The organism is Nonomuraea phyllanthi, from assembly GCF_006334985.2.
In the GTDB taxonomy this organism is placed as follows: Bacteria; Actinomycetota; Actinomycetes; order Streptosporangiales; family Streptosporangiaceae; genus Nonomuraea; species Nonomuraea phyllanthi.
In genome coordinates this window covers 1-26,948 of sequence record NZ_VDLX02000016.1, presented here as the reverse complement: position 1 = coordinate 26,948, position 26,948 = coordinate 1, and the positions used below count along the sequence as shown (strand labels likewise).

Annotated in this window: 30 protein-coding genes, 2 tRNA genes and 1 pseudogene; 11 read left to right on the top strand and 22 right to left on the bottom strand. The window is 65.0% G+C overall.

Annotation, left to right across the window (positions count from 1 at the left end):
- Positions 1 to 92: 92 nt before the first annotated feature.
- Positions 93 to 455: a hypothetical protein gene (locus tag FH608_RS35220; protein ID WP_139634711.1), complete on the top strand. Its 363-nt coding sequence runs from the start codon at positions 93 to 95 to the stop codon at positions 453 to 455.
- 514 nt (positions 456 to 969) lie between these two features.
- On the opposite strand, the gene FH608_RS35215 is transcribed toward FH608_RS35220, so the two are convergent.
- The 3 genes from FH608_RS35215 to FH608_RS35205 form a co-directional block, all read right to left on the bottom strand.
- Positions 970 to 1,503: a flavoprotein gene (locus tag FH608_RS35215; protein WP_139634710.1), complete on the bottom strand. Its 534-nt coding sequence runs from the start codon at positions 1,501 to 1,503 to the stop codon at positions 970 to 972.
- A 248-nt stretch (positions 1,504 to 1,751) separates the two neighbouring features.
- Positions 1,752 to 1,841, bottom strand: a tRNA-Ser gene (locus tag FH608_RS35210).
- A gap of 192 nt (positions 1,842 to 2,033) precedes the next feature.
- The gene (locus tag FH608_RS35205) at positions 2,034 to 2,597 is read right to left on the bottom strand and encodes a YceI family protein (RefSeq protein ID WP_139634709.1); all 564 of its coding nucleotides are present in this window, start codon (positions 2,595 to 2,597) and stop codon (positions 2,034 to 2,036) included.
- Between the two features lie 106 nt (positions 2,598 to 2,703).
- Between FH608_RS35205 and FH608_RS35200 the strand changes: the two genes are divergently transcribed.
- Complete coding sequence (locus tag FH608_RS35200) at positions 2,704 to 3,264, top strand: MarR family winged helix-turn-helix transcriptional regulator (protein WP_139634896.1); 561 nt, start codon at positions 2,704 to 2,706, stop codon at positions 3,262 to 3,264.
- On the opposite strand, the gene FH608_RS35195 is transcribed toward FH608_RS35200, so the two are convergent.
- Positions 3,259 to 3,759 (bottom strand): SigE family RNA polymerase sigma factor, encoded by a 501-nt coding sequence (locus tag FH608_RS35195; protein ID WP_139634708.1) that lies wholly within the window; start codon positions 3,757 to 3,759, stop codon positions 3,259 to 3,261. The genes FH608_RS35200 and FH608_RS35195 overlap by 6 nt on opposite strands.
- A 216-nt stretch (positions 3,760 to 3,975) precedes the next feature.
- Here FH608_RS35195 and FH608_RS35190 point away from each other — a divergent pair, with 216 nt between their 5' ends.
- On the top strand, positions 3,976 to 4,920 hold the full coding sequence (locus tag FH608_RS35190) for a hypothetical protein (protein ID WP_139634707.1): 945 nt from the start codon (positions 3,976 to 3,978) through the stop codon (positions 4,918 to 4,920).
- Between the two features lie 7 nt (positions 4,921 to 4,927).
- Complete coding sequence (locus tag FH608_RS35185) at positions 4,928 to 5,719, top strand: MauE/DoxX family redox-associated membrane protein (RefSeq protein ID WP_226900179.1); 792 nt, start codon at positions 4,928 to 4,930, stop codon at positions 5,717 to 5,719.
- Positions 5,720 to 5,822: 103 nt separating this feature from the next.
- On the opposite strand, the gene FH608_RS35180 is transcribed toward FH608_RS35185, so the two are convergent.
- Positions 5,823 to 7,004, bottom strand: coding sequence for an ATP-binding protein (locus FH608_RS35180; protein ID WP_139634706.1), 1,182 nt, complete (start codon positions 7,002 to 7,004; stop codon positions 5,823 to 5,825).
- A 287-nt stretch (positions 7,005 to 7,291) separates the two neighbouring features.
- On the opposite strand from FH608_RS35180, the gene FH608_RS35175 reads away from it, so the two are divergent.
- A complete protein-coding gene (locus tag FH608_RS35175; protein WP_139634705.1) occupies positions 7,292 to 7,753 on the top strand; it encodes a MaoC family dehydratase in 462 nt (153 codons plus the stop codon).
- Between the two features lie 104 nt (positions 7,754 to 7,857).
- Here the strand turns inward: FH608_RS35175 and FH608_RS35170 are convergent, their stop codons facing one another.
- Both FH608_RS35170 and FH608_RS35165 read right to left on the bottom strand, forming a co-directional pair.
- Positions 7,858 to 8,502, bottom strand: coding sequence for a response regulator (locus tag FH608_RS35170; protein WP_139634704.1), 645 nt, complete (start codon positions 8,500 to 8,502; stop codon positions 7,858 to 7,860).
- Entirely contained in the window at positions 8,499 to 9,887 is a 1,389-nt protein-coding gene (locus tag FH608_RS35165) for a sensor histidine kinase (protein WP_226900178.1), read from the bottom strand. Before FH608_RS35165 ends, FH608_RS35170 begins: the two co-directional genes overlap by 4 nt.
- Positions 9,888 to 10,098: 211 nt before the next feature.
- Between FH608_RS35165 and FH608_RS35160 the strand changes: the two genes are divergently transcribed.
- Positions 10,099 to 10,171 (top strand) — tRNA-Arg (locus FH608_RS35160).
- A gap of 87 nt (positions 10,172 to 10,258) precedes the next feature.
- Here FH608_RS35160 and FH608_RS35155 read toward each other — a convergent pair.
- The 8 genes and pseudogenes from FH608_RS35155 to FH608_RS35125 all read right to left on the bottom strand — a co-directional run bounded on the left by FH608_RS35155 (position 10,259) and on the right by FH608_RS35125 (position 16,107).
- Entirely contained in the window at positions 10,259 to 11,491 is a 1,233-nt protein-coding gene (locus tag FH608_RS35155) for a site-specific integrase (RefSeq protein ID WP_226900177.1), read from the bottom strand.
- Positions 11,488 to 11,673, bottom strand: coding sequence for a helix-turn-helix domain-containing protein (locus FH608_RS35150; protein ID WP_139634703.1), 186 nt, complete (start codon positions 11,671 to 11,673; stop codon positions 11,488 to 11,490). Before FH608_RS35150 ends, FH608_RS35155 begins: the two co-directional genes overlap by 4 nt.
- A pseudogene (locus tag FH608_RS54525) lies at positions 11,645 to 13,023 on the bottom strand (replication initiator). Before FH608_RS54525 ends, FH608_RS35150 begins: the two are co-directional and overlap by 29 nt.
- A gap of 134 nt (positions 13,024 to 13,157) precedes the next feature.
- Positions 13,158 to 13,280 carry a hypothetical protein gene (locus FH608_RS53960; RefSeq protein ID WP_264372935.1) on the bottom strand — a complete coding sequence of 41 codons (123 nt, stop codon included), beginning with the start codon at positions 13,278 to 13,280 and terminating at the stop codon, positions 13,158 to 13,160.
- Positions 13,270 to 13,446, bottom strand: coding sequence for a DUF3970 family protein (locus FH608_RS35140; RefSeq protein ID WP_139634702.1), 177 nt, complete (start codon positions 13,444 to 13,446; stop codon positions 13,270 to 13,272). Before FH608_RS35140 ends, FH608_RS53960 begins: the two co-directional genes overlap by 11 nt.
- Positions 13,447 to 13,459: 13 nt before the next feature.
- Positions 13,460 to 13,792: a hypothetical protein gene (locus FH608_RS35135; protein WP_139634701.1), complete on the bottom strand. Its 333-nt coding sequence runs from the start codon at positions 13,790 to 13,792 to the stop codon at positions 13,460 to 13,462.
- A gap of 16 nt (positions 13,793 to 13,808) precedes the next feature.
- On the bottom strand, positions 13,809 to 14,447 hold the full coding sequence (locus tag FH608_RS35130; RefSeq protein WP_139634700.1) for a DUF2637 domain-containing protein: 639 nt from the start codon (positions 14,445 to 14,447) through the stop codon (positions 13,809 to 13,811).
- 19 nt (positions 14,448 to 14,466) lie between these two features.
- A complete protein-coding gene (locus FH608_RS35125) occupies positions 14,467 to 16,107 on the bottom strand; it encodes an SCO3933 family regulatory protein (protein WP_226900175.1) in 1,641 nt (546 codons plus the stop codon).
- A gap of 110 nt (positions 16,108 to 16,217) precedes the next feature.
- On the opposite strand from FH608_RS35125, the gene FH608_RS35115 reads away from it, so the two are divergent.
- Entirely contained in the window at positions 16,218 to 16,586 is a 369-nt protein-coding gene (locus tag FH608_RS35115) for a GntR family transcriptional regulator (protein ID WP_139634698.1), read from the top strand.
- Positions 16,587 to 16,733: 147 nt separating this feature from the next.
- Here the strand turns inward: FH608_RS35115 and FH608_RS35110 are convergent, their stop codons facing one another.
- The gene (locus FH608_RS35110; RefSeq protein ID WP_139634697.1) at positions 16,734 to 16,949 is read right to left on the bottom strand and encodes a hypothetical protein; all 216 of its coding nucleotides are present in this window, start codon (positions 16,947 to 16,949) and stop codon (positions 16,734 to 16,736) included.
- A 152-nt stretch (positions 16,950 to 17,101) separates the two neighbouring features.
- On the opposite strand from FH608_RS35110, the gene FH608_RS35105 reads away from it, so the two are divergent.
- Together FH608_RS35105 and FH608_RS35100 are read left to right on the top strand one after the other, a co-directional pair.
- On the top strand, positions 17,102 to 17,842 hold the full coding sequence (locus tag FH608_RS35105) for a helix-turn-helix domain-containing protein (protein WP_139634696.1): 741 nt from the start codon (positions 17,102 to 17,104) through the stop codon (positions 17,840 to 17,842).
- A 2-nt stretch (positions 17,843 to 17,844) separates the two neighbouring features.
- Complete coding sequence (locus FH608_RS35100) at positions 17,845 to 18,321, top strand: NUDIX hydrolase (RefSeq protein WP_139634695.1); 477 nt, start codon at positions 17,845 to 17,847, stop codon at positions 18,319 to 18,321.
- On the opposite strand, the gene FH608_RS35095 is transcribed toward FH608_RS35100, so the two are convergent.
- The 3 genes from FH608_RS35095 to FH608_RS35085 all read right to left on the bottom strand — a co-directional run bounded on the left by FH608_RS35095 (position 18,289) and on the right by FH608_RS35085 (position 19,753).
- A complete protein-coding gene (locus FH608_RS35095) occupies positions 18,289 to 18,855 on the bottom strand; it encodes an HD domain-containing protein (RefSeq protein ID WP_193318807.1) in 567 nt (188 codons plus the stop codon). The genes FH608_RS35100 and FH608_RS35095 overlap by 33 nt on opposite strands.
- A gap of 87 nt (positions 18,856 to 18,942) precedes the next feature.
- The gene (locus FH608_RS35090) at positions 18,943 to 19,395 is read right to left on the bottom strand and encodes a GntR family transcriptional regulator (protein ID WP_226900174.1); all 453 of its coding nucleotides are present in this window, start codon (positions 19,393 to 19,395) and stop codon (positions 18,943 to 18,945) included.
- 4 nt (positions 19,396 to 19,399) lie between these two features.
- A complete protein-coding gene (locus FH608_RS35085; protein ID WP_139634693.1) occupies positions 19,400 to 19,753 on the bottom strand; it encodes a hypothetical protein in 354 nt (117 codons plus the stop codon).
- A gap of 153 nt (positions 19,754 to 19,906) precedes the next feature.
- On the opposite strand from FH608_RS35085, the gene FH608_RS35080 reads away from it, so the two are divergent.
- Positions 19,907 to 20,635: an XRE family transcriptional regulator gene (locus FH608_RS35080; protein WP_139634692.1), complete on the top strand. Its 729-nt coding sequence runs from the start codon at positions 19,907 to 19,909 to the stop codon at positions 20,633 to 20,635.
- A 258-nt stretch (positions 20,636 to 20,893) separates the two neighbouring features.
- On the top strand, positions 20,894 to 22,960 hold the full coding sequence (locus FH608_RS35075) for a hypothetical protein (protein WP_139634691.1): 2,067 nt from the start codon (positions 20,894 to 20,896) through the stop codon (positions 22,958 to 22,960).
- A gap of 613 nt (positions 22,961 to 23,573) precedes the next feature.
- Here the strand turns inward: FH608_RS35075 and FH608_RS35070 are convergent.
- The 3 genes from FH608_RS35070 to FH608_RS35060 all read right to left on the bottom strand — a co-directional run bounded on the left by FH608_RS35070 (position 23,574) and on the right by FH608_RS35060 (position 26,753).
- Positions 23,574 to 24,254: an MAE_28990/MAE_18760 family HEPN-like nuclease gene (locus FH608_RS35070; RefSeq protein ID WP_193318806.1), complete on the bottom strand. Its 681-nt coding sequence runs from the start codon at positions 24,252 to 24,254 to the stop codon at positions 23,574 to 23,576.
- Positions 24,255 to 24,256: 2 nt separating this feature from the next.
- Positions 24,257 to 25,435, bottom strand: a complete 1,179-nt coding sequence (locus tag FH608_RS35065) for a DUF262 domain-containing protein (protein WP_139634689.1) — start codon at positions 25,433 to 25,435, stop codon at positions 24,257 to 24,259.
- A gap of 418 nt (positions 25,436 to 25,853) precedes the next feature.
- Positions 25,854 to 26,753: a DUF4238 domain-containing protein gene (locus tag FH608_RS35060; protein ID WP_226900212.1), complete on the bottom strand. Its 900-nt coding sequence runs from the start codon at positions 26,751 to 26,753 to the stop codon at positions 25,854 to 25,856.
- Between the last annotated feature and the right edge of the window lie 195 nt (positions 26,754 to 26,948).

Sequence of the window (26,948 nt, the reverse complement as noted above, 5' to 3'; positions counted from 1 at the left end):
GAACCGCTGACGCGCCCTCGGCCCTAGCGAGTTCTACGTACGGCCACCATCGTCACCGAGACACCGCCGCCGGCTACAGAAGGGACTACAGGATGATCGCTTTCGACGGGACCTTCTATCGCATCACGGACCCTGAGTTCGAGATGACGATCCCGGCATGGGACGGATACGAGCCGGACACCGCTGATGAGGCGGACGCGACAATCACCTTTCACGATGGCTCACGCCGGTATGCGACCTTCATGACCCTGGATGTGGTCCGGCGGAACATGGACAAGAACGTGCGCACCGGTGAGTGCCTCGGCGGCAGATACTTCTGGTGCTCAGACTTGGTCATCATCCGGGACGTCGGGTTCGACAGTATGGCGGCTGCGGTTCGCGATCTGATCTCGTCTGGAGACATCGAGGGAGCCTGCGGCCTGCTCGAGCCTGATGACCATGACGGGGAGAAATGAACGCCCCGGGACACGCGGGAGCTGAAGCGGGTGACGGCAACGAACCCGCGCTGTCAGCCTGGGAACTGCAAGGATCATCGCCCATCATGGCCCTGAACTGGGCGACCGGCCGGTCGTGAGTGACCGTGCTTGACTCTTCGCCGCCCTGTCCAATTGCGCGACGGTCATGGTCCCGGAGTTGCGGGATCGATCTGACCGCCATTCTCGATAGTGCCTGGGCACGACTTCGGGCTATCGTCTCGCCAGGCGATGAGGTCGATCGCACGGTAACGGGCGGGGCCTCGGGTGCACGGACTGAGCCGCCGAACCTCATCGCCGTCCACCATCTAACGGTCATCAACCATCTGGCCCGCCGATCGTCCCCGACCATGTACGGTGACCGACCACGTTGTGGCGATCGTAGGGCTGCACCTGTGCGGCGGCGGGGCAGCCCCGGTCGGAGCGTTCGCTCGGTACGGCCCCGGCGTGCGGAGGGACGGGGTGCGGCAGCGCTGCCACTTGATCCAAAAAGGGATTAGTTCGGCAAGTTCTCCAAGGTCAGCGACCATGGATAGTTCTCGATGCGTTCTGCTCCGGAGCTTGGCGGGTGTGGCTCGAACTGGCCGGGGCCAATCAGCACGTGTACGCCTTCGGCGCGAAGTTGGTCGACGCTGCGTTGGAACGGGGCGCGCGCGGCCAGGGCGATGTTGACGAAGGGCAGGATGACGACGGGGATGCCAAGTCCTGGGGCTTCGGCCAGGAGGCCGAGCGCGTAGGTGTCGGCGATGCCTAGGGCGAACTTGTTGATCGTGTTGTAGGTGGCCGGCGCGACGATGATGGCGTCGGCTCGGGGGGACTTGGGTTCGTGCGGCTTACGGTACTGGCTGCGGACGGGGCGGCCGGTCTGCCTCTCCAGTTCGGCAACGTCGATGAAGTCGAGTGCAGGCGGAGTGGCGATGATCTGGGCGGTCCAGCCGGCGTCTTGGGCGAGGGTGACGAGGCGGCCGACGTCCGGCGCTGGTCCTGCGGCGCAGACAATGATGTAGAGGACCTTGCCGGATTGGGTCACGCGTGGACTCCCAGGGTTGCCGCGTACTCGCGGGCTTCACGGCGGACGCTGATCGGGGCGGTTGCCAGGATGTCACGTACGAGCCGGAGAGCCGTGGGCGGCCGGTGACTTCTCCGGGGCGATCGATGAAGGACGCCAGCGACCGCATGGGCGCCGCTCTCTGGATCATCCGGAGGCCAACTGCAACCCTGACGCCCACGAGATCAAAAAGGCCCTCTCCCCGATCAAGGGAGAGGGCCTCCTACGTGCGGAGGATCGGGGATTTGAACCCCGGATGGGCGGTAAACCCAAACCGCATTAGCAGTGCGGCGCCATAGACCTGACTAGGCGAATCCTCCCGGAAGCCATCTCGGCTCAGGACAGCGTACCGGCCTTCTGGCGAGGCGGCAAAGCGATTGCTCCCCCACCCTTCACCAAGAGTTATCAACAGCCTGTGCGTAACCGCCTGTGGACGAAGCCCGTCCACAGCGTGGACGGGCTTCGGACCTGTGGATAACGTGGCGGAGCGCCACGGGACCGGAGGGGTGCGGTCACGCCGCCGGCGCCGCCTCGCCCTCGATCTCGATCTTGACCTTCTTGCCCACCAGCACGCCGCCGGTCTCCAGGGCCTGGTTCCAGGTGAGGCCGAAGTCCTCGCGGTCGAACTCCGCGGTGATCGAGAAGCCCCACACCGTGCCGCCCCACGGGGTGGTGCCGGCGCCGCCGTACTCGACCGTGAGCTCCACCGGCCGGGTCACGTCGCGGATGGTGAGGTCGCCGACGACGGTGAACTCGTCGCCCGAGTGGCTGACCACGCGGCCGTTCCTGAAGGTGATCTCCGGGAACTTCTCGACGGACAGGAAGTCGTCGCTGCGCAGGTGGCCGTCGCGGTCGGCGACGCCCGTGGTGATGCTGGCCGTCTGGATGGTGAGCTCGGCGGTCGACTCCAACGGGTTCTCGGCGATCGTGACCGAGCCGCTGAAGGAGTCGAAGTGGCCGCGGACCTTGCTGACCATCATGTGCTTGGTCACGAAACCGATGCGGGTGTGGGCCGCGTCCAGGTTGTACGTGCCGGCGGCCGGGACGGTCAGGGACTCCCAGGTACGGGTGCTCATGGGGTTCTCCTCAGAGGAACAGTTGCTGTGCGGATGTCTGCGGCAACAACTTTCTACACGAGGAATATTCCACCAGTCAACTAACATCGGTTAGGCTGTGAGGGTGATGAATTTTGACGACTCCCGGCTGACAGCCATCGGACTGCTGACGGAGGTGCACGCCGGCATGATGAGCAAGTTCCAGCCGGCGCTCAGCACCGCGGGGTTGTCAGAGATCGACTTCGAGACCGTCATCAGACTCGCCCGCTCGCCCGGGCAGCGGTTGCGGATGAGCGATCTGGCCGCGCAGACCGAGCTGTCGACGAGCGGGGTCACCAGGGTCGTCGACCGCCTGGAGCGGGACGGGCTGGTGGCCAGGGAGGCCTGTGCCACCGACCGGCGGGCCTCCTACGCCGTGCTCACCGAGGCCGGGCGGGCGCGGCTGGAGTCCGTGCTGCCGAGTCACCTTCGGGACATCGAGGACTATTTCACCGGGCTGCTGGACCGGGAGGAGCTGGCCGCGTTCCTGGCCACGCTGCGCAAGATCAGAGCCGTCGTACGTCCGTGCGCCACAGCAGGCGCCCAAGCCACCATCGGCGCCCAAGCCACATCCGACGCCAAAGCCACAACCACAACCGGCGCTCAAACCACAGCCGGCACCCACGCCGAGCCGACGGGGAGCTCATGAAGGGTGGCGGGTCAGCGCGCTCCTGAGCTTGCCCATGGCCCGCGACACCGTGCTCTTGACCGTCCCCACGCTGATCCCCAGCGTCCTCGCGATCTCCGGCTCGGTCATGTCCTCGTAGTACCGCAGCACGATCGCCGCCCGCATCCGCTCGGGCAGCTCCCCCAGCGCCCGCTCCAGCTCCTCGTGCACCTCCCCGTGCGACTCGTCCGAGGATGAAGTGCACATCTCAGGCAGCTCGTCCGAGGGGTACTCCTCCAGCTTGCGCCGCCGCCACTGCGAGATGTTGATGTTCACCATGGCCCGCCGCACGTAGCCGTCCAGCGCCCGCCGGTCCTCGATCCGGTCCCAGGCCAGGTACGTCTTGGTCAGCGCGTTCTGCAGCAGGTCCTCCGCGTCCAGCGGGTGCCCGGTGAGCTGGTGGGCGGCGCGCAGCAGGGCCGGACCGCGCGCCCTCACGTACTCGCGGAACTCGTCTTCCCAGCCGGTGGTCTGCATCGTGGCCAGAATCGCAGCCGGATGCCCTATTGGGCCTGAACCAGAATTCAGGTTTCGGTCCGCCGACGATAAAGGTAGGCCAAGGCCGGTGGCGGTTTGTTCGTCGCCGGGTGTCAACTCACTTCCCCGGGGATGCGTATTTTGATCCGGTCTGCGACGGTACGGTGTGAGCTGCCCTCAAGTCGTGTGACTCTAGTACCGACGAGGGAGGGGCCGATGGGATATCCGAGCGTTGACCGCCGCAGGGTGCTCGCCGCGGCCGCGCTCGGCCGCGAGGCCGGCGATCCCGGCCCGGCCCAGGACGGCGCGGAGCCCTTACGCGCGGTCGCCGGCGAGATCCTGGACGTCAGCCCGCACCTGATCATCATCGAGACCCCTGCGGGCACCGAGGAGCGGCTGGTGATCGCCCCCTGGGCCACCGCCTGGCACGGCCAGGACGTCGCGCCCGCCGATCTTCCCGCGGGCTCCATGGTCGTGATGCGGACGCGCGAGCGGCGCGTGGTCGAGCGGATCTGGGCCGACACCACCCGCATCACCGGGACGATCCAGTCGATCAGCGGACGTAAGGACCTGACGGTCGAGCTCGACTGCGGCCCCCACCGCGGCCACCGTACCGTCACCATCCCCTACCGGGCCTCCGGGCGGCTCCAGGTGCGGCATCCCATGTGGGAGGCGGGTTACCTGTTCGACGCGATCGGGGTCAGGAAAGCGGGCGGCAGCCTGGCCCTGCTGCCCGCGACCTCGCAGCCCCCCTACCCGGCCCGAGCCGTGCCCGCCCCGCCGCCCGCGTACGCCGGCCTGCAGTCCCGCATCTTCGGCCCCGCCACCTGGTCCGACACGTTCGACGAGGAAGAGCGCGGCGCCGCGTACCCGATGCTGGAGCGCCAGGACACCGGCTGCCCGGATGCCGGCGTGTCGTGCACCGGGCTGCCGTACCTGGCGCTCGGGTCGCTGCTACAGGTCACAAATGTCTGCTCGCAACGCGGCGCCAACGTGCCGGTCGTGTCGTGCGGCTGCGTGGCGGGCCGCTTCTGCGACCGCTGCGTCGAATGCGACACCTCGCCGCGCGGGCGGGTGGTGGAGTTGTCGCCGTTCTCCTATGTTGAGCTCGGCGGCGACCTGATCAAGGGGTGCTTCAACGCTCAGATCGGATTGGGGTGACGCGGGCGTGCTCGGATCTCAGTTGCCGCTCCTGATCGTGCTGCTGCTCATGGGCACGGTGGCCAAGGTGAGCACCGTACGCACCGGAGCCGAGCCGGGGGCGCTGTCCCGGCTGGGGCCCGCGGTCCTGATGCCGGGCCCCATGCAGGCCCCCTCGCTGCTGGTCTGCGCGGCCGGTGAGGTGGTGCTGGGGGTGGGGCTGCTGGTGACCACGCATCCGATTTTCCGGTGGGGTACGGTCACCTTCTTCGCGCTGTCCACGTACGTGCTGCTGGAGCTGCGCAGGCGGCGGCCGGACGCCGGCTGCGGCTGCTTCGGTGAGGTGAGCTCCGCGCCGGTGGGCCTGCGTTCGATCGGCCGGACGGTCATGTTGACCGGGATGTCCGTGATGTCGGTGTGGGCACCGGCGCCGGGATGGACGGCCATGCTCGAGCTGTCGTGGCTGACGGCCGCGGGCGTGGCCGTGCTCGCGCTGCTCTCCCCCGAGCTGGAGGAGCTGATCGACCGCGTACGGTTCCGCGCCCCGTGCGAGCAGCGCCGCGGTCCCGCCGAGTCGATCACGCTCGCGCGGCTCAGGGCCAGCGGCACCTGGCGGGCCCACGAGGGCGAGCTGACCTCGGCGGAGCCGTACGACACCTGGCGGGAGCTGTGCTGGCGCTTCTTCGCCTTCCGCAACCACGACGAGGACGACGTCGTCTTCGCGGTGCACCTCAGCGGCCGGCGCCCGGCGGTGCGGATGGCCGTGGTCGGCACGGCGGACGGCAGGTCTCTGCCGGAATATACGCCAGTATCGGCCTGACGCTAGAGAGCGTTAGATTCCGCTCGACAGGCATAGCGATATGGCTCTATTGGGCTGTCTAGCTTCCCCACTAGACAGCCCAATAGAGGTCTAGGAGTGCCGCTCAAACCGGTTGAGCGCGCAGGAACTTCCCGAAGTGCGGCACCGTGAACGCGATCAGCCCACGCTCGGCGCTGTAGATGAGCCCTTTCTTGATGAGGCTGTCACGGGCGGGCGAGAGGCTGGACGGCTTGCGCCCGAGGGCGTCGGCCACCTCCGCGGTGGGGACCGGCTCGTCGCCGATCTGGGCCATGGCGTGCATGTAGTCGCGCTCGGCCGGGGTGGCCCGCTCGTAGCGGCTGCCGAAGAACCCGACCGCGAGCTCCTCCTCGGCCTCCGGCGCGGAGACCTTGACGTCCTCGAGGGTGATCGGGGTGCGCGGGGCGAGGTCCCAGGCGACCTTGCCGTACGCCTGCACGAAGTAGGGATAGCCGTCGGCCGCCTCATAGAGGGCGTCGAGGGCGTCCTGGGTGAACTCCACCTCTTCCTCGCGCGCCGGCAGGATCAGCGCGAGATCGGCCGCCTCCCGGTCGAGCTTGTCGATACGCGCGTAGCGGAAGAGCCGCTCGGAGTAGCTCTTGCTGGCTGACAGCACGCTCGGCAGGTGCGGCAGCCCGGCGCCCACGACGATCAACGGCCCGCCCGTCTGCGACAGCTCGTGGCAGGCGGCGCAGAGCGCGGAGACGTCGGCGGGCTGCACGTCCTGCATCTCGTCGATGAACAGCGCGATGCCCACGGCCAGGTCGGTCGCCACGCCGGCGGCGTCGACGAACAGCTCGGTCAGGTCGATCTCCAGGTCGCCGGAGTCGGCCCGGCCCCGGCTGGCGGGCACCTCGATGCCCGGCGACCAGTGCGAGGTGCCCTTGGCCGCGGCGGGATCGCGCATGGCGAACGCCTTGAGCACGCCGAGGAACTCCTCGATGCGCTCGGGCGCGCGATGGCGCGGGGCCAGCTCGCGGATGGCCATGTGGAGCGCGGCCGCCACGGGACGCCTGATCGACTGGTCGGGCCGGGCCTCGATCTTGCCCGTGCCCCACAGCCGCTGCATGGCCATGGACTTGAACGTGTTGAGCAGGACGGTCTTGCCGACCCCCCGCAGACCGGTGACGACCATGCTGCGCTCGGGACGGCCACGGGCCACCCGCTCCAGCACGACCTCGAACTGTTGCAGCTCACGATCGCGCCCGGCGAGCTCCGGCGGACGCTGCCCGGCGCCGGGGGCGTAGGGGTTTCGCACAGGGTCCACGCTCTCGGACTCTATTGCCGGATATAGCGGCCGTCTTAGATTTGGGAAGAAAGTGCTACGGCGTGTCCGAGCAGGGGCGGTCGCGAGCACCGTCATCGGACACACCCCCTCTCACCAGGCCGAACCTCTGTTCGATTGCGGTACACAGAACTGTAGCGCGGACTCGAACACCTATGCGATGCTTTCGAGTAAAGATCTTCGCAACAGCTGGCACCCCCACTTCGACGGGCCCCGGCCAGGATGTCGAACTTGGCAGCCGTCCCGCCCGAGCAATAGCGTTCGGAACCATGCGGACCTTCGCGAATGTTCAGGAGCTCAAAGCGGCCGTCGGCGAGACGTTCGGCCCGTCCGAGTGGCGCACCGTCACCCAGGAACAGGTCAACCTCTTCGCCGACGCCACCGACGACCACCAGTGGATCCACGTCGACGTGGATCGGGCCAAGGAGGGGCCGTTCGGCGGCACCATCGCCCACGGCTACCTGAGCCTGTCGCTGCTGCCGTCGTTCATGTTCGGGATGGTCAAGGTCGAGGGCATCGCGATGGGGGTCAACTACGGCCTCAACAAGGTCCGCTTCCCCCGTCCCGTCCCCGTCGGCGCGCGCATCAGGGCCGTCGGCGAGCTGATCGACGTCAAGGGGACGCCGGCCGGCTACCTGTCGAACCTGAAGATGACGATCGAGATCGAGGGCGAGCGCCGCCCGGCGTGCGTCGCGGAGACCCTCAGCCTGTACGTGCCCGCCGAGTCATGAGCCACCGGGCCGGAGTCCTGCCCGGCCGCGAGCCGGCGGACCGGGGTCACCACCAGCCCGAGCCACCGGGCTTGAGCCACCGAGTCTGAGCCACCGGGCCGGCGTCACGACCGGCCCTGGGGCTGCTCCCCTGAGTAGTAGATCGCCGCCTGCACCCGGCTCCTCAGCCCGAGCTTGTTCAGCACCCGGCTGACATGCGTCTTCGTCGTGGCCTCCGCCATGTCCAGCTCCCTGGCGATCTCGGCGTTCGACAGCCCCCGCCCGATGCACGCCAGCACCTCCCGCTCCCTCGGGGTCAGGCTCTCGGGGTCGGCCACCGGCTCCCGGCGCGGCGCCTGCTCGGCGAACGCCGCGATCAGCTTCCGTGTCACGCCGGGCGAGATCAGCCCGTCGCCCCGAGCCACCAGCCGCACCGCCTCCACCAGCGCGTCGGCGTCCGTGTTCTTCAGCAGGAAACCGGCCGCTCCCGCGCGCAGCGCACCGAACACGTACTCGTCGACGTCGAACGTGGTGAGGATCAGGACGTCGCTCACGCCCGCCAGCTCGCGGGTGGCGGAGATGCCGTCGAGCCTGGGCATGCGCACGTCCATGAGCACGACGTCGGGGCGCAGCTCCCTGGTCATGGCCACGGCCTGCTCGCCGTCCCCCGCCTCGCCGACCACCTCGATGTCGCCGGCGCCGTCCAGGATCAGCACGATTCCCGCCCGTACGGCCGCGTGATCGTCGGCCACCAGCACCCTGATGGTCACCGCGTCACGCTCCCCTTCGTGGGAGCGGTCGCGGCCGAATCCGAACGGTCCGTGATGGGGGCCTGCCCATGACCATCGGCGATGAGGACCGACCCGTGTCCGGGGGAGGCGAAGCCCGGCTTGGGACCATCGATACTTGATGTCCCCCCAGGACCATCGACGGTGGGAAGCACCGCCACCACCCGCCACCCCTCCCCGGAGCCGCCTCCCTCTGCCAGAGCCTTACCCTCTGCCAGAACCTCTCCCTCTGCCAGAACCCCTGCCTCTGCCAAAACCCCTGCCTCGAAGGCACCACCGACCAGCGCGACCCGCTCCCGCATACCGATCAGCCCGACACCGGCCCCCACCCCGATCTGAGCTCCCGACGATCGCGCTCCACGCCCACTGACCCCATCCTTCGCACTCACCGCGTTCACCACACTCACCACTATTCGCCCGACCTCGTACGAAACAACAGCCCGGACAGGCGGTTCGCCGTGTTTGAGCGCATTCGTGAGCGACTCCTGGAGAATGCGATATCCGGCCAGATCCACCGAGGCGGGCAATTCCCGCGGCTCCCCACGAACCAGCAACTCGACCGCCACACCGGCCCGCCTGACCCGCTCCACCAACGCCTCCGCATCGGCCAGCCGCGGCCGGGTGGCCTCCGCGGGATCGTCGTCCTCCTGGCGGAGCAGCCCGATCATGGACCGCATCTCGGCCAGCCCCTTCACGCTGTTCTCGCGTACGGACTCCATGATCTTCCTGACCGTGGCCGCGTCCAGGTCCTTACGGGTGAGCGCGGCCGTCGACTGGATGGCGATGGCGCTGAAATGGTTCGCGATCATGTCGTGCAGCTCACGCGCCATCCGCGTACGCTCGGCCGCGACGGCCGCCTGCCGGTCGAGCTCGGCCAGATGAGCCACCTGCTCGGCGCGTACCCGCTCGGCCGCGGCCCGATCCCGCTGCTCCCGCAGAACCAGCGCCGTCGTGACGGGCGTGACCAGCACCAGCCCCGCCTGCACCCCCATGACGGCCAGCATCCGCCAGTCGGCCGCGAAGAACCCGGCCACTCCCCCGGCCGCCACCGCCAGCACGGAGGTGATGCCGAGCAACCACCGCGCGAACCGCGCCGGCCCGTACAGCGCGGCGGCGTACAGATTGTCGGTGAAGACCAGCACCGTCGCCAGGGACGGCCCCACGAACGCGTCGATCGTGACCGCCACCACGCCGAGCCCCAAGGAGCTCAGGGGCGCCCGCTGCCGCACCACGACCCCGGCGCAGGTCAAGGCCAGCGGCACGCACAGAGCCCAGACGGGCGCGTCGCGGGGCAGGTAGGCACGGCCCGCGATGAGGAACACCCCCACCACGAACGCCACCCCGGCACCCAGCGCCGCCCGTTTCATGCCCCCATCTCACCATCTCGCACGACCACTTCCCTCCTGCACGGGAACCGCCTACGCATACACCCTTCGATGTATCCGCGGCCCGCTCACCACCTTCTTCCCCCCTGGTCAGCCACTCCCCGCGACCCGCGAGGGGCACGCGGACGCGGCCACGATTGCCATATTGGTTCGAGGCACCCGCCAGAACCCGCTATGCTTGCTTACGCAGCAGGCGGCCGTAGCTCAATGGATAGAGCATCTGACTACGGATCAGAAGGTTACGGGTTCGACTCCTGTCGGCCGCGCACATTCGAAAGGCCCGCCACCAGGGACACCCTGGAGCGGGCCTTCGTGTTTGTCAGGACAATCTCGCGATCTTGCTAACAGGGTTGCTAACACCAGCCTTTCTGGTCGTTGATCGACTTCGCGAAGACCTCCGCAGCTGAGGCTTCCGCCGCGCGGATCACGTGGGCGTAGACCCTCAGGGTGATCGAGGGGTCGGCGTGGCCGAGTCGGGCCGCGACGACGTGGACCGGCACACCGGCCAGGAGGAGCGTGGTCGCGTGGATGTGCCTCAGGTCGTGGAGCCGGGCATGCGGTAGCGGGTGGTCCGGGTAGGTCTCGTTGTAGCGCTTGATCAGGATTGGGAACAGCGAGCTGAGCGTGTCCGGGTGGACGGGCTCACCCCAACCGGTCGTGAACACGTAGTCGCCACCGCCTCGCCACTCAGGGCCGACCTTGAGCTTGTCGGCGGCCTGCATCTTGTGCTGGTTGCGCAGGACGGTGATGGTGCCGTCGTCAAGGCTGACGATGCGCTTCCTACCGCTCTTGGTGGTCCCCTCGACACGCGCGCCGTCAATGAAGGACGCCGAGCCTCTGATGACCAGCTGCTTGGCGTCGAGATCCACGTCCGACCACCGGAGGTGGAGCAGCTCACCACGACGCGCGCCGGTGTAGGCCGCCAGATGGAAGAAGGGCCAGAGACGATGATCGCGGGAGTAGCGTAGGAATGCCTTGAGCTGGTCCGTGGTCCAGACGGTGCCCGGTTCCTTGATCTCGCGGCGGGGACGCTTGGCCTTCTCGACCGGGCTGGACGAGAGCAACTCGTCGACGTTCACAGCGTCGCGGAAGGCCTTCCGGAGGATGGCGTGGACGTAGTCGACCGTGCGTGAGGAGAGCGGCCGTCCGTTCTTCCCGCCCCTGGCCATGAGGTCCCGGTACAGCTTCGTGATCGTGGATGCTCGGACTGCCTGAAGTCGCAGAATGCCGATGTTCGGCTTGATGTACCGGTTGATCATGTGCCGGTAGTCGGCGAGCGTCTTGGGCTTGATCTCGACTGCGTGGGCCTCGATCCACTCATCGAGATACTCGCGGACCGTGATGGTGTTGCGGTCGACGTACTCGCCGCGGCGGGCCTTGACACGGGCTTCGTCGCGAGCGGCCTTGGCGTCGTCCTCGGTGACGAAACCGCCCACCCATCGAGGCTTGCTCTCCCCCGTTTCGGGGTCGCGAACTCTGATCACGTATGACCAGGTGGTGCCGCGCTTCATGACGCCGTCGCGCAGTTTGGGTGCCTTCTTCTTACGCGGTTGCTCATCCGGTGTGCCGACGAGTGTCTTGGTCATACGGCGATCTCCTTCCTGGTCAGGCGGGTGATGTAGTCGGTAAGGGCCGAGACGGGGATGCGGCGGGAGCCGTCGATGCGGACGGAGTCGACGACGCTGGTGGCGAGCAGTTGGTAGAGCTTGCTGCGGGAGATGGCCAGGGCTTCCGCAGCCTCAGGGACGGTGAGGAGGAGCCGGGTCATGAGCGGCTCCCTGCGGTGTGCTGGCTTGTGGGCAGCGGTGTTCCTGTGAGGGCGGCGGCGAGGAGGGCGTCTCCAGCTGCGTGGCCCTTGCCTGCGTACTCCCCCATTCGGAGATCACGAGGATGGTGTCCTCGTCGAAGAGGGGCAGGCGTCCGTGACTGACCTCTTCGGTATGAACGAAGCGTTCTCTGGCTGCTCGGAGTTCGCCGAGGGTGGTGGAGTAGCGGCGGGATCGTGTGGAGAAGCGGCCGCGGAATCCGAGCATGTGGGCCCAATCGGCGAGCCGGAGCTCGGACAGCTCGTCGAGGATGCCGAGCCTCTGGCATGTCGCGATGAGGCGGCGGGCGTGGTCGCGGAGGTTGTAGGCGCTCAGGTCGTCGAGTGGGTTGATGCGGCGGTCGAGGGTGCCGACGCATTCGGCGGCTTTGGTGGCGTACTTGGCGATGTAGCCGGCGACGGCTTGTTCGGTGAGGTCGCCGGTCAGAGTGATCGGTCGGATGTCGAGCTGACTTCCCCAGCGCAGGGTGCGTGCGGGCTGGTTCTCATGCGCGGGTGCGGTGGCCGTGACTGCCTTGGCCGCGTGTTGTATGCCTGGGTCAGGGTATCGGCGGTCGCCCAGGTTGGTGGCGGTGCAGCTGGTCCGCCGGGTCCGTCAAGGCGGATGACGGCGTGGAAGTGGACAACGCCGCGCCGTTGGTATTCGGCGACCTTGGCGAAGGAGAGGGTGAGGTGGTGGCGCAGGTCCTTGAGCGCCAGGCCGCCGGCCTTGGCGAGGGCGCGGCGTACGGAGTCGGCGAAGCGCTTCCACAGCAGCGGGGCCAGGGCGTTGAACAGGACGCTGCCGGTGTAGTCGTAGCAGTCGCGGCAGAGCGGTTCGCCGAGGCGCGGGTCGTCCTTGCTGTGGCGTTCGGTGCACGACATGACGCGGCCGTGTGGGCAGGTGGGCGCGTTGCGGCGGGCGTAGCAGGGCTGGACCTTGCCGCCGTGCTCGCGACGGGTGTGGACCGGGCCAAAAGATGGGGCGGTCAAGGTGACGAACAGGGTCGGGTGGCTGGTGACGGTGTCCGGTACGCCTTTGCCGCCGACGAGGCCTGCGCGGATGAGCTGGTAGGTGTCGGCGCGGTAGGTCTCGGCGCAGGCGGGGCAGCGGGTGGCGCGGCGGGTCTTGCACGGGACGCGCAGGATGCCGTCAGGCTCGCTGCGGGTGGTGTAGCGGTGGAGCAGGGCCCCGGTGGCGCGGTCGTAGTGGTCGACCTTGCCGCGTAGGTGGATGGGTTGGCGGCAGCCGCCGGTGTTGCGGATCTGGGATGCCCAGCGGTCGTAGTCGGCTCGGTTGAGGCGCTTGATCATGCCGGTGATGGCGTGCGCGTTGGCGTGGGTTGTGGGCAAGATGGTGTCCTCCTTTCGCTCGTTCGGGTGAGGGGATGGCCCTCGACCTGGCAGTCGTCTTGGCGGATGTGCGGCCAGGCCGGGGGCGATGCGCGTTATGCGCCGTGGTTGTCGAGGCCGGTGCCGTCGCAGTCGAGGCAGCGGGCGTGGTCGGTGTCGAGGCCGGTGCCGTTGCAGGTGCAGCAGCGGTAGTGGATGACCGGCAGGTCAGCGGGCATGCGTTTGCCTCCTTTCGCGTGGGCGGGTGGTGAGGTAGACGCGCCAGTGATGCGGGTGGGCGCGGTCGGGGTAGACGCGTGAGACGGCGTGGACGGTGAAGTGGAGGCGTAGCTGGAACAGGGCGTCGACGATTTCGGCGCGGGTGCCGTCGATGCGGATGCGCATGGGGTTCTCCTGGTCAGGTGGCGTCGGGCTGGATGCAGCCGCGGTAGCTGTTGTCGGCGTCGTGGCGAGCGCGGGCGGTGGCGAGGATGGCGACGGCGCGGTACTCGACCGGGCCGAACAGGCGCGAGGTGGCGTAGTGCCCGTACGGGGAGTCCTCGTAGTCGATCTGCGAGCCGACGAGTGCGGCGATCTGGTCGATCTCGGCGCGTTGGTCGGCGTCGCTGTTCTGGCCGGGGAAGTGGTGGACGGTGACGTTGGAGGAGACGGGCACCTGCGGGTGGGCTTCGAGGAAGGAGGCCAGGTGGAGCAGCCCGTTGATGAGGGCGGTGCGGTGGTCGTGGGTCATCGGTCGGGTTCTCCTTTCAGGCGGTGCGCAGGGTGCGCAGGAGGTCGGAGGCGAGTTGGTTGGACACGCCGAGGTGGGCGCGTAGGGCGTCGCGGGTGATGGGTTTGCCGTGTTTGGCGTGGTGTTCGTCGGCGACGCGGCGGGCGTAGTCGACGAGGGCCGGGGCGAGGGTGCCGTCTTGTTCGTCCTCGCTGGCTGGGACGAGTTCCGGGGTGGCGGACGGTGCCAGGACGGGTGAGGACGAGGCAACCGGGCCGGCGGAAGGTTCGGGAGGGCTGTGGGTGGCGCGGCGTTCCAGCATCGAGACGGCGATGAGGAAGGCGGCGGCCGGGGTGGCGGCGGTGATCCAGCCCCAGACGGTCGGGTCGGCTTGGGCGAGGTTGGCGGCCAGGGACAGGACGATGCCGCCGGTCAGGACGAGGACGGGCCAGGACAGTCGGCCCCGCCTGTTGCCGGTCTTGTTGTCGCGTTGGCGTTCGCGGGCGGCCATGACGCAGGTCAGGTCGATGCAGACGGCGACGGCCCAGGACATCCAGCCGGTCTGGCCGTGCTGGCTGGCGGTGTCGCGGATGTGGGTGAACGATCCGGCACCCGCGATGGCGGCCAGGACGAGGACCGGGCCGGTGTCGAGCAGTCGGCAGGCGAAGCGTCGCATCGTTCCTCCCTTCATGGGTTCAGGCGTTGATGGGCTGAGGTAGATGGGCGATGATCTCGTCCCAGGCCGGTGTGAGGTGGGCGTGGGTGCGGGCGGCGTGTTCGGCGGTCTGCTCGGTGACATAGAAGGAGCGGGCCCGATACCACTGGCCGTCCTGCGAGGCGACGATCGCGACACCCGGTGTCTCAGCAGGAATGGCGCGAGCCGAGACCAGGGCGGCCGGGTCAAGGTCGCCGAGGGTCATGGTGGCGGTCTCTGGATCGTTGACCCGGTGGCAGATCCGGCCCGAGCACTGGGCGCGAAGAGAGGTGACGCCGGGGCCGAGGTCGGAGCCGATGCGCTGGCCGCAGCAGAACAGGTAGATGCCGAACGCCCGCCCGAGCTGGGCGACCCGCAACAGCGCCATCGACGTTTTGGCGATCTCGTCCTTCTCCGACTTGTCGGCCATCAGGTACAGCTCGGCCAGCTCGTCCACCAGGACCACGACCGGGACCGGCCGGACGCCGGGCGGGAGTTGCCAGATGTTGCGGGCACCGGCCTGACGGCACAGCCTCATGCGATCGATCATCAGCCCGACCAGGTCGCACAGGAGGCTGACGGACTCGGCGCGTGAGGTGGCCAGCGCGGACAGGCGCGGGCTGTAGGGCGTGAACTCGACCCCGCCTTTGAGGTCGAAGCCGACGAGCGCTACCGGTTGTGGAGCCAGTCCGACGATCAAGGCGTTGGCGAGGTTGGACTTGCCGGACTGGGTTGCTCCGGCGTTCAGCCAGTGCGGCACGGTGCGGAAGTCGATGATCCAGGGCTTGCCGGTTTCCAGCCGTCCCACGGTGACCTTGAGCAGGTCGGGCGAGGGTGGGAGCTGGTCGACCTTGACCAAGGGGTCGCGCATGGTGGCCATGAGGACGGCGCGGCCGGGCCGGGGTGATGAGACGCGGATGGCATGGACGCCCCAGGAGTGGGCGAGGCGTTCGGCGGCGTCGGCGTAGTCGCCGGGTGTCTGGCCTTCCAGGGTGTGCAGGGTGACGCGCCAGCCGTGCCGGGTCGGCAATGGCAGCCACATGAACGGTTTGGTGTCCACGGCGATGCGTTGCCATTTGCGCTTGACGCGGACGATGCCGGTGGAGGCGACGAGGCCGGGGACGGTGGTGAACCAGAAGCGTTGCCGCTTCTTGGTCAGGTTGCAGCCGAGGGCGACCCGCCGCCACGAGGCGCGTACCGACAGGGCGACCAGCGGGAAGCTGACCACCAGCCAGAACGAGCCGGGGTGCCAGCGGCGCCAGGCCCACAGCCCGGCCGCCGCAGCGGCCAGGACTGCGAGCACTTCCAGCGCGTCACGCATCGGCGGCCTCCCGGACGGGGAGCAGCGCCGAGGCGCGGTAGGCGATACCCCACCGGCCGGCGATCTCCCAGACGTAGCCGAGCAGGCCGACGCGTTGACCTGGTCGCCGACGCTGATGGGCGGTTCGCCGGTGATACCGATCTTGACGAGTTCGATCCTGCCGAACTCATCCTCGACCGAGACGGTGACCTCGTAGACGGTGTTGCCGTTCTTGTCGGTCTTGATCTCGCCGGTGTCCTTGTTGAGCACCCGCGGGCGCGGAGCCTTGACGCAGGTGATGGCGAGCTTGCTGACATCCACGGGAATCGGGACGGAACGCATGGGCTGTGACCTCCTCTTTCATCGTGAGCAACATAGTTAACCTAGTTGGCTCGGTTGTCAATGTTCCCTCGGTTGGCCAGGTCGAACATTCGTGGTGAGATAGAAGGGCGATGGTCAAACACACCGGACGCCCCGGCTACCTCCAGATCGCCGACGACCTGCGCGCGCAGATCCGCGGCGGATCCCTCGCGCCCGGCGCTCCACTGCCGTCCACCGCCAAGCTCGCCGAGCAGTACGACGCGTCCCTATCGGTGGTGAAGCTCGCCGTGGGCGTCCTGCGCACCGAAGGATTGGTGATCGGCCAGCAGGGCAAGGGTGTGTTCGTCCGCGATGCTGAGGAGCAGCCGCCCGCCGCCGACTCCACAAGCGAGGTGGCCGAGCTGCGCGCCGCCGTGCAGGACCTGTCGCTGCGGCTGGCCAAGGTCGAGGAGCAGTTGGCTACGTCCACGACACACCGCTCCGGACGCGGCAGCCGGTAACCCTTCGCGCCAGCGACGCCGACGCCCCGTCCGGCGCCTGACGCAGACTCAGCCGCTTGTCCTCCCGGCAGATACCGACCAGGACCATGGCATAGCCGACTAGCAGGACGGCCCCGAGCAGGACGGCGACGATCAGCGGAAGCCAGCTCATGCCCAGCTCACCCCCGCCGCAGTGGTGGTGCGAGGGCCGCGCGGAGGACGCCGGTTGTCCGACCGCTGCCGGTTGCGCCGGTTCCTGGCCCGCTCCTTGCGCGCCCAGCGATCCCGGGCCAGGCACTTGGAGCATCGGACCTGGCCGTGTCCCAGAGCGTTGCCGCACTCGCACGAGGGCGTCTCGCCCGGGATGGTGATCTCGTTGTTCATGGCTGCATCCCCTCCTTCGGTTGGTGCCGTTGTGGCGTTGTGCAACCGAGGATGCGACGCAACGTCAGGACGAGATCACTACACGACGGGACATGTTCAAGACGTCCGGCCTACGATGGCCAGATCCCCGGACGTCCTTGGGAGCAGGTGAGATGGCGAACGAACGGCTACGCGCGGCCCTGCTGCAAAAAGGCGTGAGCGTCGCGGACCTGGCCGAAGCGATCGAGGTCGACCCCAAAACCGTCGAGCGGTGGATCACCAAGGGCCGCGAGCCGTACCGTAAGCACCGCTTTGCCACGGCTTCCTACCTGGGCGTGGACGAGACGTACCTGTGGCCGCAAGCCCTGTCCCGCGAACAGGTGGTCGCCGCCTCCGAAAGCGAGGTCCTGTCGATCTATCCACACCGCTGGGCCGTGCCCCGGGACACGTGGGGACGTCTGTTCACCACCGCGTCCGAGGACATCGGCGTCCTGGTCTACAGCGGCCTGTTCCTCGCCGACGACGCCGCCATGGTGCGCCTGCTCGGCGAGAAGGCGCGGGCGGGCGTACGGGTGCGCATCCTGCTCGGCGACCCGGACTGCGCCGAGGTCGCGCAGCGGGGGCAGGACGAGGGCGTGGGGGATGGCATGGCCGCGCAGATCCGTACCGCTCTGGTGCTCTACCGGCCGCTGTTCGGCCTGGACGACTTTGAGCTCCGGCTGCATCAGACGATCCTGTACAACTCGATCTACCAGGCCGATGACGACTACCTGGTCAACATGCACGTGTACGGCACCCGCGTCGGCAACGCCCCCGTCCTGCACCTGCGCAGGGTGGCCGGCGGCGAGATGGTGACCACCTACGCCGACAGCTTCGAAAAGGTCTGGGCCAGCGCCGTCCCCGTGGAGGCGTGACCATGGCCAAGCGCATCGACTTCTACGACGACCCCGATGCACCCGAGCCCAACAGCCTCGTCCCGTCCGTCAACGTCATCGTCAGCAACACGGCCGGGGATGTCCTGATGATCCGCCGCAGCGACAACGACAACTGGGCCTTCCCCGGCGGGGCCATCGACCTGGGCGAGTCCATCCCGCAGGCCGCCGTACGGGAGACGCTCGAAGAGACCGGCATCACCTGCGAGATCACCGGCCTGCTCGGCACCTACAGCGACCCCCGCCACGTCATCCTCTACACCAGCAACGGCGAGGCCCGCCAAGAGTTCTCCATCGTCCTGACCGGCCGCGCTGTCGCGGGGGAACCGACCCCGAGCGAGGAGTCCCGTGAGGTCCGATGGGTGCCCCAGGATGAGGTCCTGTCGCTGCCGATGGACCGGTCGATGCGGATGCGCATCGAGCACTACCTAACCGGCGCTAGCCTGCCGTACATCGGATAGCGCGGCCTCCACCGCCCGCACCGAGGACACGATGCACGGCGTGGCGTCCGTGATCGATCGGCTGACCACATGCTCGGGACCGTAGCGGGAGTGGATCTCAGCCAGCCGGTCCAGGACGTCCAGGTGCCGGCCGTCCGGGCCGGTGGTCATGTCGCAGTACGTAAGTGCCCTGGCCAGGTCCGGCCGTTCCCGATCAAACTCCGCGGTCAGAGCGTCGAACAGGTCCCGTTGCTGGGCCTCGTTGTCCGCACACGAGTGGTAGGCCACCAGGCGGCACAACCGCTCATCGGCTCCGGCCACGTCACGCAGATAGCGGGCGCCGTCGAGCTGGTGCATGCCGGTATCGACCAGGTCAGGGGCGTAGCCGATGTCATGCAGCAGACAAGCGGCGATCAACGTGTCGGTGTCCGCGCCGAGGATCGGGCTCAAGGTCTCGGCTTGGTCGGCAACCGCCTGGGTGTGTGCCCAGCGTCGAGGCAATGTCGCCTCCAACAGGTCTTTGGCCAGGCCGTATGCCCATTCGATATGTCCCACGTGCCCCACGATAGGCAGCACGGGCACGGGGGAATCCAGGGGCGAGGCTAGACGTCCTGGGACGTCCTCCCTGCTGCGTGCACCGGCTCATGGCCGAACGAAGCGCCCCCGTCCATGCTGCGCCACGACCAGCCCCTCACGCTCCAGTACGGACAACGCCTGCCGCACCGTATTACGCGAGACCCCGAACTGCCGCCGCAGCTCAGCCTCACTCGCAAGCGCGGCCCCAGGAGCCAGATCACCGCATTCGATCTGCTCACGCAGCCACGCGACGATCATCTCGTACCGGTAGGGAACGGCCGCAGGCCCCCCGGCGACCACGCGACCCATGGACGGAACGGTGACCAGCAACCCCTCATCCTCCAGGATCGCCAGCCCGCGCCGTACCGTGTTACGGGCCACCCCGAAGGCCTGGCACAGCTTCGCCTCAGACGGCAGCACGCTCCCGGACGGAAATTCGCCTGACCGGATCCGCTCCCGGACCTGATCGGCGACCTGGGTATAGACCCGGCCGCCGGTTAGTGGTCGCCCCGTGGTCACAGGATCAGTCGCGGTAGGCATCCAGCAACTTGTCCAGGTCGACGCTGAGATCACCCTGCTCGCCATCACGCCATCCCTCACGCGCGGCCTGCTCGATCCGGTCCACGGCGCCAGCCATCTGCAGGAACGACACCCGCTCGTCGTGCTGATCGCCCCAGTAGAACCAGGAGAACGGCAGGTGCACGAACACCCGCCGCATCCGGCACCGGACATCTGCCACGTCCAGGGCCGGGCGCCCGTCCTGCGTGATGACGAGCACGGGCGTGATGCCCCGCTCGGCGAGCTGATTTCCCAACGCCATCAGCAACCGCTCCGCGTAAGCCCGCTGCTGATCCTTGATGGTCTGGCTGGTCTGCACCCTCGTCCTCCTGACGTCCGTGCGGTTCCTCGTATGCGTCGAGGTTCGCCCGGTGGCCAGGGGCGGGAACACCACGACTTAGGGACGTCTAGGGACGTCTGATGCTAACGTCGCAGAGGCAGGGTCGTCTTGCGAGAGGAGCAGGCCGGTCACATGAACAACAACCTCCGCTACGCACTGGCCGCCGCCCGCCTCAACACCACCGACGTCGCCGCCGCCCTGGCCGTCGACCCCAAAACCGTCAGCCGATGGCTCAACGGACGCATCCCCTATCCTCGCCACCGCTGGGCCGTCGCCGACCTCCTCCACGTCGACGAAACCGACCTATGGCCCGAAGCAGCCCCACGACACCAGGCCCTCAGCGGAGGCGTCCACGCGATCTACCCACACCGCTGGGCCGTCCCCCAAACGGTCTGGCGCAACCTCTTCGACAGGGCCCGGAAAGAGATCGGCATCCTGGCCTACAGCGCACTGTTCCTCGCCGAAGACCGACACATCCTTGACACTCTCACCACCCGAGCCAAGGCCGGCGTCACCGTCCGCATCCTCCTCGGCAACCCGGACGGATCAGAGGTGGCCGCCCGCGGAACCGACGAGGGGATTGGGGAGGAGGTTATGGCGGCGCGCGTCAAGAACGCGCTCAGCCTGTACCGCGTGCTGCTTGACGTCCAAGGAGTCGAGATCCGGCTACACCACACGGTGCTCTACAACTCCATCTACCGCGCGGACGATCAACTCCTCGTCAACACCCACGCCTATGGCACCCCAGCAGCCAACGCCCCCGTCATGCATCTCACCCACACCGACGACAAAGGACCGGCAAGCACCTACCTCACCAGCTTCAACCACATCTGGACCACCGCACAGCCACAAGGCAAGTAGCTCAAACCCCACCAGACACAGCTACGGTCAGACCAGAAAGCAACTTCTCTCCACGTCATCACGGGCAGCCCGCCTGCGGCAGCCTGCCACGCCTTGGGCGGTCGCCGGCCGCGCTGCGGCTCTTCGGCCGGTCGCGGCCAGCGCCGCCCAGAGCGCGCTATGACCGCACCTGGGAGCTTGCTGTCTTCTGGAGCAGGATGCAGTTTCGTGGCATGCTGAGGCAATCGTGGCTAATCGCGCCCTTGCTGGAGGGGCAGCATGTACCGTTCAGAAGCAGTAGCGATTCTGCGCGCGATCCAGGAGCGGTGGTGGCGCATGGGGCAAGTAAATGATACAGGCACGATGCTGTCGGCGATCAACGAGATCAAGAACATCTTATCGATACAGCCGAGGCTCTTGGCCGAAGTGGCTGATGATGCAAGCTTTCTTGGCCATATAGCTAATGCTTTGCGTCGAGCGGAAAATAAATCCGCTGAAGAGGGAGATGAAACCGCGGGAGTATCTGCAGAATCTAGCAACCTGACAGACGCTCTTGCTGCGATTACACGCCTAAGACACACTGCGCGTGCAGACGGGACGGATGAATCTCGTGTAGCTGCGCAGGGACCAATTGAACCTATTACCGTTGATGACGACGTGAACCGCAATGTCCACAATTATTCACGGTATCTACAAGAAGTCGCTACACTGATCGCTCATGCCACAGCATTCTACGAGGCCGTAGAGGAAGTATTTAGAGAGGTTTCGGCGGGTGCGCCGCGATGGCCAACTTATGTCCCGTATGTGCTCGACAGGGCATATCTTATTGATCAGAGCCGGGCTATAAGCACCGCCCTACTGGAAGACTACACGCACGTTGCTGAAACAGCAGCGAAACTTGCCGAGATTGTTGACATTGACACCAGGGTATCTAGGCGAGGCACTAACTCTTGGCAATTTAAGCGGCGCGCAGGAGTGCTATATCTGCGTCCCCTACGCGCAGAAGAGATTCTCTTCAGCGGACTTGACGGTCCGACGCTAGAAAGTGCTCGCGCTCTGTATGGCGAGTTTAAGAGTGATCTAGCGGCCGCTAGGCGCAACATTCAAATCGCCGAAGATATCGCGAAAGCTGTTGCATGGGTGCACCAGCTAGTGGGACGCAATGAAGTCTTCTCATGGCTCGCCGAACCTGCAGCAAGCATCGCCGATTTGGCTGATATGGGTGGTGACATAGCGGGGCCAAGAGGCGACAGCGGCTTCGCTGTAGACATCCTTCTTTCTCTAAGCTCGCACGAGACCCTTTCCACACTGCTGTCCCAGTTGATCCTGATTGCCAATCGAGCCGACCGGCTAGCTCACATTGTGGAGTTGGACAGGCCGGAGCGCCCAAATCCTATTACTCTTGCTGCAGGTTTGCTTGAAGCGCTTCTGGAAGCCTCTATGGCGCTGGAAGCAGCCGATCCTGACGAGCTAGAACGTCTGATTACCGAAGCTTCAAGGAAGCAAGACGCTCACATCAACCTAAGAAATCAGGCCGGCGAGGATGAAAGTCGTATCTCAGGTCTCGGGCAGCTGCAGCTGCAGATTTCCGCCGCCGCTGCCGATAAATCCCTACAAGAAATTCGAAGCAAGCTCGATGCTGCTCTCACAGTACGTGTGGCGATGCTTGGAGCTCTGTTAGAAAACGCTCGACTTCTTCTATCTGCGGCCGAAGACGTTGAGAAAGGCTTGCTCATAGCAGACAAGTGGGAACGGCAAAATAGAGCAGCAGCGGAGGCGTTTGCGGAGCAACTAGCCATAGACGCACTCGATGAGACGCACGCAAGCTCTGGCTCGGTTGTCGTCATATACGTCAGCGATGATCGTGATGCTAGCAAGGTAGAACAATCAGTCGAAAGAGTTGTCGGTGCTTTCGGTGGCTATATCACTCAGCGTGGTACCCCGCTTCTCGGTTCTTGGCTGCGGATTCTAAAGACGAAAGCTAAGGATGCCGCAAGCACGGAAAAGGGCCAAGATATCGCACTCAAATTGCAGCGCGCTATCGAGTTAAAGAACCTGCATGAGACCCAAGCTCGAGTGGATGAGCTGCAGGCCGGAGCGGCGGCGAAGCTGATTGAGTCAGTGCAAGATACGCCTCGCGCATTCATTCAAATCGGCTCCATTGTACTGATTAAGGATGATGGCGTTCTTGCCGTCATAACGCTGTCACAAAGGCAGCTCGTTTTCCTTGAGCGAAATCCTCACCTCATCCGCAATCCACTTGAACTATTGGCGGCTTTGCGGTCATGTGATTCCGACCCATCTTTGCAGCTAGTGAAGGGAGATGGGGTCGCTGATGAGCAGTAGGACTGCCGCACCGCTTCCGGTGCTCGGGCCTTGGCGGCCCTGCGCTCCGGGTCGGCTTGCCACCGGATATGCAGGTAGCTGTGGTCCGGCGTACAGCAGGGAAGTACAGCAACGCCGCCTCACGTAGCCTGTTTGTCCCGTACGGCATCACACGGTTTAGCAGCGGTCCCGGCTCTGGTCCACAGTCCTCCGCTTCACTGATAATCAAAAGATCGGGCTGCGGCCGTGATGATTGCTTACTTCGATTCTCGCCCTGCGGGGTTGTGGCGGTCGCCGGCGAGGCCCTTTCTTCGTCGGGGCTTGCACCGAGTACCCGTGACTGGGGCAATAAAGTAGCGCTGACAGCAACGTCCCAGACGTCAGCACCTCCGCACCACTGCTGCAACAGTGGAGACCGAGACCCTCGGTCGAGAAGGCCAGTCCGCCATGCACGAGTCGTCTTAGTCGTAAGCTTGTCGACCTGCATTCTTCCTAGCTCGGGACCGATACGCCGTTCAAGCTTCAGTATTACGCGTGACCAGCGCGAACCTACGCTCGGTCGCTCGCTGCGTCTGCGGCCGAGAAGCTGTTCTTGCGCGTGCCCGTGCTCAGGCCGTGCCAGGATTAGCTTAGTTCAACGTAAATATGTTTCATCCCGAACCGAATGGTAAATTACAAGCATTAGCGTTTCGCATAGACTAAATATGCGAACTTCAGTTTTATGGAATCCTGGATCGCTTGGTAGATTGACAGCCTCGCCATGAGCTATCCCATTTCTTAATTTCAGCAAACCCTCCATCGCGTGCATAAATTGATGAAAGTCGGAATCATCCAAGGCCAGCAGTGCGAGATTTCGCCTCAGAACAGAAGCGGAAAGATTTGAATCTGAAGACGTTACTGACTTGATATCCAGAACTGCTACCCGGTTCTGTAGTGTGCTAATCTCTTGCAGAAGTTCCGCATCCTTCAATACTTGCCGGGCGCGGTTTGCTGATGGGTCATATGGGTCGCTAGCTTCAGACGAGCGATATCGTTTAAAACAATCTAAAAGGCAAGCAGCTAAGAGTTGCGGCTTCAACCTTGATACTGGGACTTTAGCGTCGTTGATAGTCAGGGCGTATTGCTCGAGTGCGAACTTGGTGAAGCCTTCTAGATGCGCATAGAGCATAACCAGCAATGCCCTACGCTGAGACCCTTCTTCTTCTTTCCGACTGGATCGCGACTGCAGATTGCGGAGGTGACGTATTTCGTCTCGCCTCCATGTCAATTCATCCTCGAGAGCTGCCCTCACAGCGGCCGCTTCCTTGGCAGGCATGCTTATTCGATGCCGCTTAGGGCCTGAGTAAAGTAAGAGACCCGTTGTTTGAAGGCGGGATAGGTGTTCTTGCCTCCTCCTGTAAAGTTACGTATTTCTGGCGATTTCTTGATATTAAGGATCTTCCGACCCAAGCGTTCCATTTGAGCAGGATCGTCACGGTTGAACCGATCGAGAATGGGCTGAAGGCCAAGGGTGATTCCTTCGAAATGATACACAGCAAACTGCCCTCTAATTCTCCCAGAGGTGTCGACCGATCCGAATATTCGACTTCCCAGTTCGGCTTCGCAGGATTTTGCTGCAGCTTCTAGAACGCTAAATGTCTTCTCGAATGCGGCTACGTCCTGGTCAAAATCGAAAGGAACTCCCTCCGATCCGTTAATTCCGGATGCGGCCTCCATGTATTCAGTGAGGAAGTCTCCTACCTCATGGCGATATCGTTCTGACCATTTTGAGAACGCAAAGAACCGGAGAATCAGCTCCTGGTCATAACGCTTCTCTTTCTGTGCGTCAGCCACGGTACCTGTGCAGTACTTGAAGCTAGGAGTCTTGGATAGCCTGATTATTTCGTCATTGAATGCCGGGTCGAGCAAGCGGATGGTGCAATTTCGAATCTCCTGTGGTTCCAGAGATTCTCCGCCCGAGTTGAGACGCTTGAACATATAATAGCGTAGTCTGCGGTCGCTCTCCTTTCGAAGAATCTCCGCCCGGATGAAGTTCCTCTTCAACCGTCGAGATAGTGCGGTGGGAAGGCTATCGTACGTGTGACCATTTAGGTCGGTCACAATATCGCAGTCCTGGAGCTTTAGAGGCCCCAACTCATCGTCTGCTCTCCGAGGCTGTGTTTCGTCGTCGTCTTTCTCGAGAAGACCGCGGAAGTTTAGATACGAGGATATTCGCTGCAACCCGTCAATCAGTTCATATACGTTCTCCTCTGTCTCCATCAAGAAGATGGGAGGAACCGGAAGCTCGAGTATCAAGGTCTCGATGAATCGTGATTGCGCTCCTGGTGTCCAACGGAAGAGGCGCTGATATTCCGGCTGAATTATAAGCTCACCCGAGGCATACATATCCGCTAGCTCGTTGAAAGAGATATCGAGCTGTCTCGTTTTGACAGAGGACACTTTATCGTCTACGGCGTCTATAAGTGTGGTCTCGCTGTTGGCTGACACGTTGTTCATGTGTTCCTTTCTCTTTATCGCGCTCAGGTTCCAGAAGCTTCCTCTCGGAAGTCCGGTCTCCAGCCACCCACATCACCTCAGTGGAGATCATCTCTCTGATGCCATCAAGCGCATGACGAGCATGCGTGGTCGCAACCGGAAGGGCAAGCTTGGAAGCCTAGTTGTGATGCACTCCGTCCTATCCAACCCGCTCGAGCGCCGGGAACCACGATGCCGATGTGCGGCACCTGTGAGAGTTGACGACGGCCATGGCGACTCCGAGGTAGGTGGCACGGCAGTCCCGTCCCGGGGGCAACCTATGGCATGAGTGGGTGGCCGCATGGCCTCCCGGACGATGGCCATCACGTCCGCCTCGTGGCCATCAGCCTGGATTACCGATCCGAGACGCCTGCTGGCGCAGCTGGGACACGAGGGACGTTCACGATGATCTGAGTTGGCAGGCCATCCTGACGAATCTCTCTGTGCCCTGGTCTGGTTTGAAGAACACGTGTCGATAGGCGGCGAGGACCTGCAGCTGGTTGAGCCGTTCGACAACAGGTTTCTCCACTTCGGCTGTCAGTTGCTGAGGGCCAAGGGCCACCAAGTGTCGGGGGCCGAGTGGCAGGACCACGCTGTGCGCATCTCCTATTGCCATGTTGTAGGCAGGAGCGTTGGGATTGTTCGGGTCGAACCTGACGGGGATTGCCGGGTTGTCTCCGATGATGAATTGTCCTGTCTTGGCGGTGAGTAGTTCGGGCTGCCATGTAGCGATCAGGTCTCGGACCTTGTTGAACATTTCCTCGATGTTCTGCCTAAAGAGCTGTCCGCTTGCGAAGCCTTTCGCGGGTAGAGACTCTTCCAAGATTGGATCCAGGAAGGCCGGCAGCGCCACATCCGGCAGATGCAAGCCAGTCTGGCGTAGTGCTTCTGCGCGCACCAGTTCCTTGCGTCGCCCGAGCATGTTGTCGCGCAAATTCTGATAGACGCGATGGAACGATTCTTGGTGGATCTTCTTGTAGCGAAACGATCGAACGAAGTGAATGCTGATCAAGTCCCGAAGAATCGACGCATGCGCCGCCTCGGCGAACGGATTGCCCCTGTCGATGGCCCTGAAGACTTGTGGTGCACGTTGTTCAGTACGCGCCCAAAGGTTTTCGATGGAAACCGAATCCACCGGGACGAAGTCCTCGTCATAGGCGCATGCCTTCGGAGGCTTGAGCTTGTGCGTGCCCTCCGGTCGCTCGAGGTTGAACTTCGTGAGTCGCCTTCCGCTGCTCCTTGAACCCGGAACCGTAAAGCGCTTCAGCAGTACCTGTGAGACGACATGCTGATCCCTGATATGACTGAGGGCCGCGCCATCCCCCGTGGGGCCAGACGCGGATCCTGCCTGCGACGAGGAGGGAGCGGGGCCGCGCCCAGGGAAGTGGTGTTTGAGAAGGTCACCCGTAATCGGTGACTATTAGGAAGCTATCGCCTCAGTAGTCACTTTAGCATCGTTTGTCTTGTTTTCGAGATCGGGTGATGCGGTGTTCTT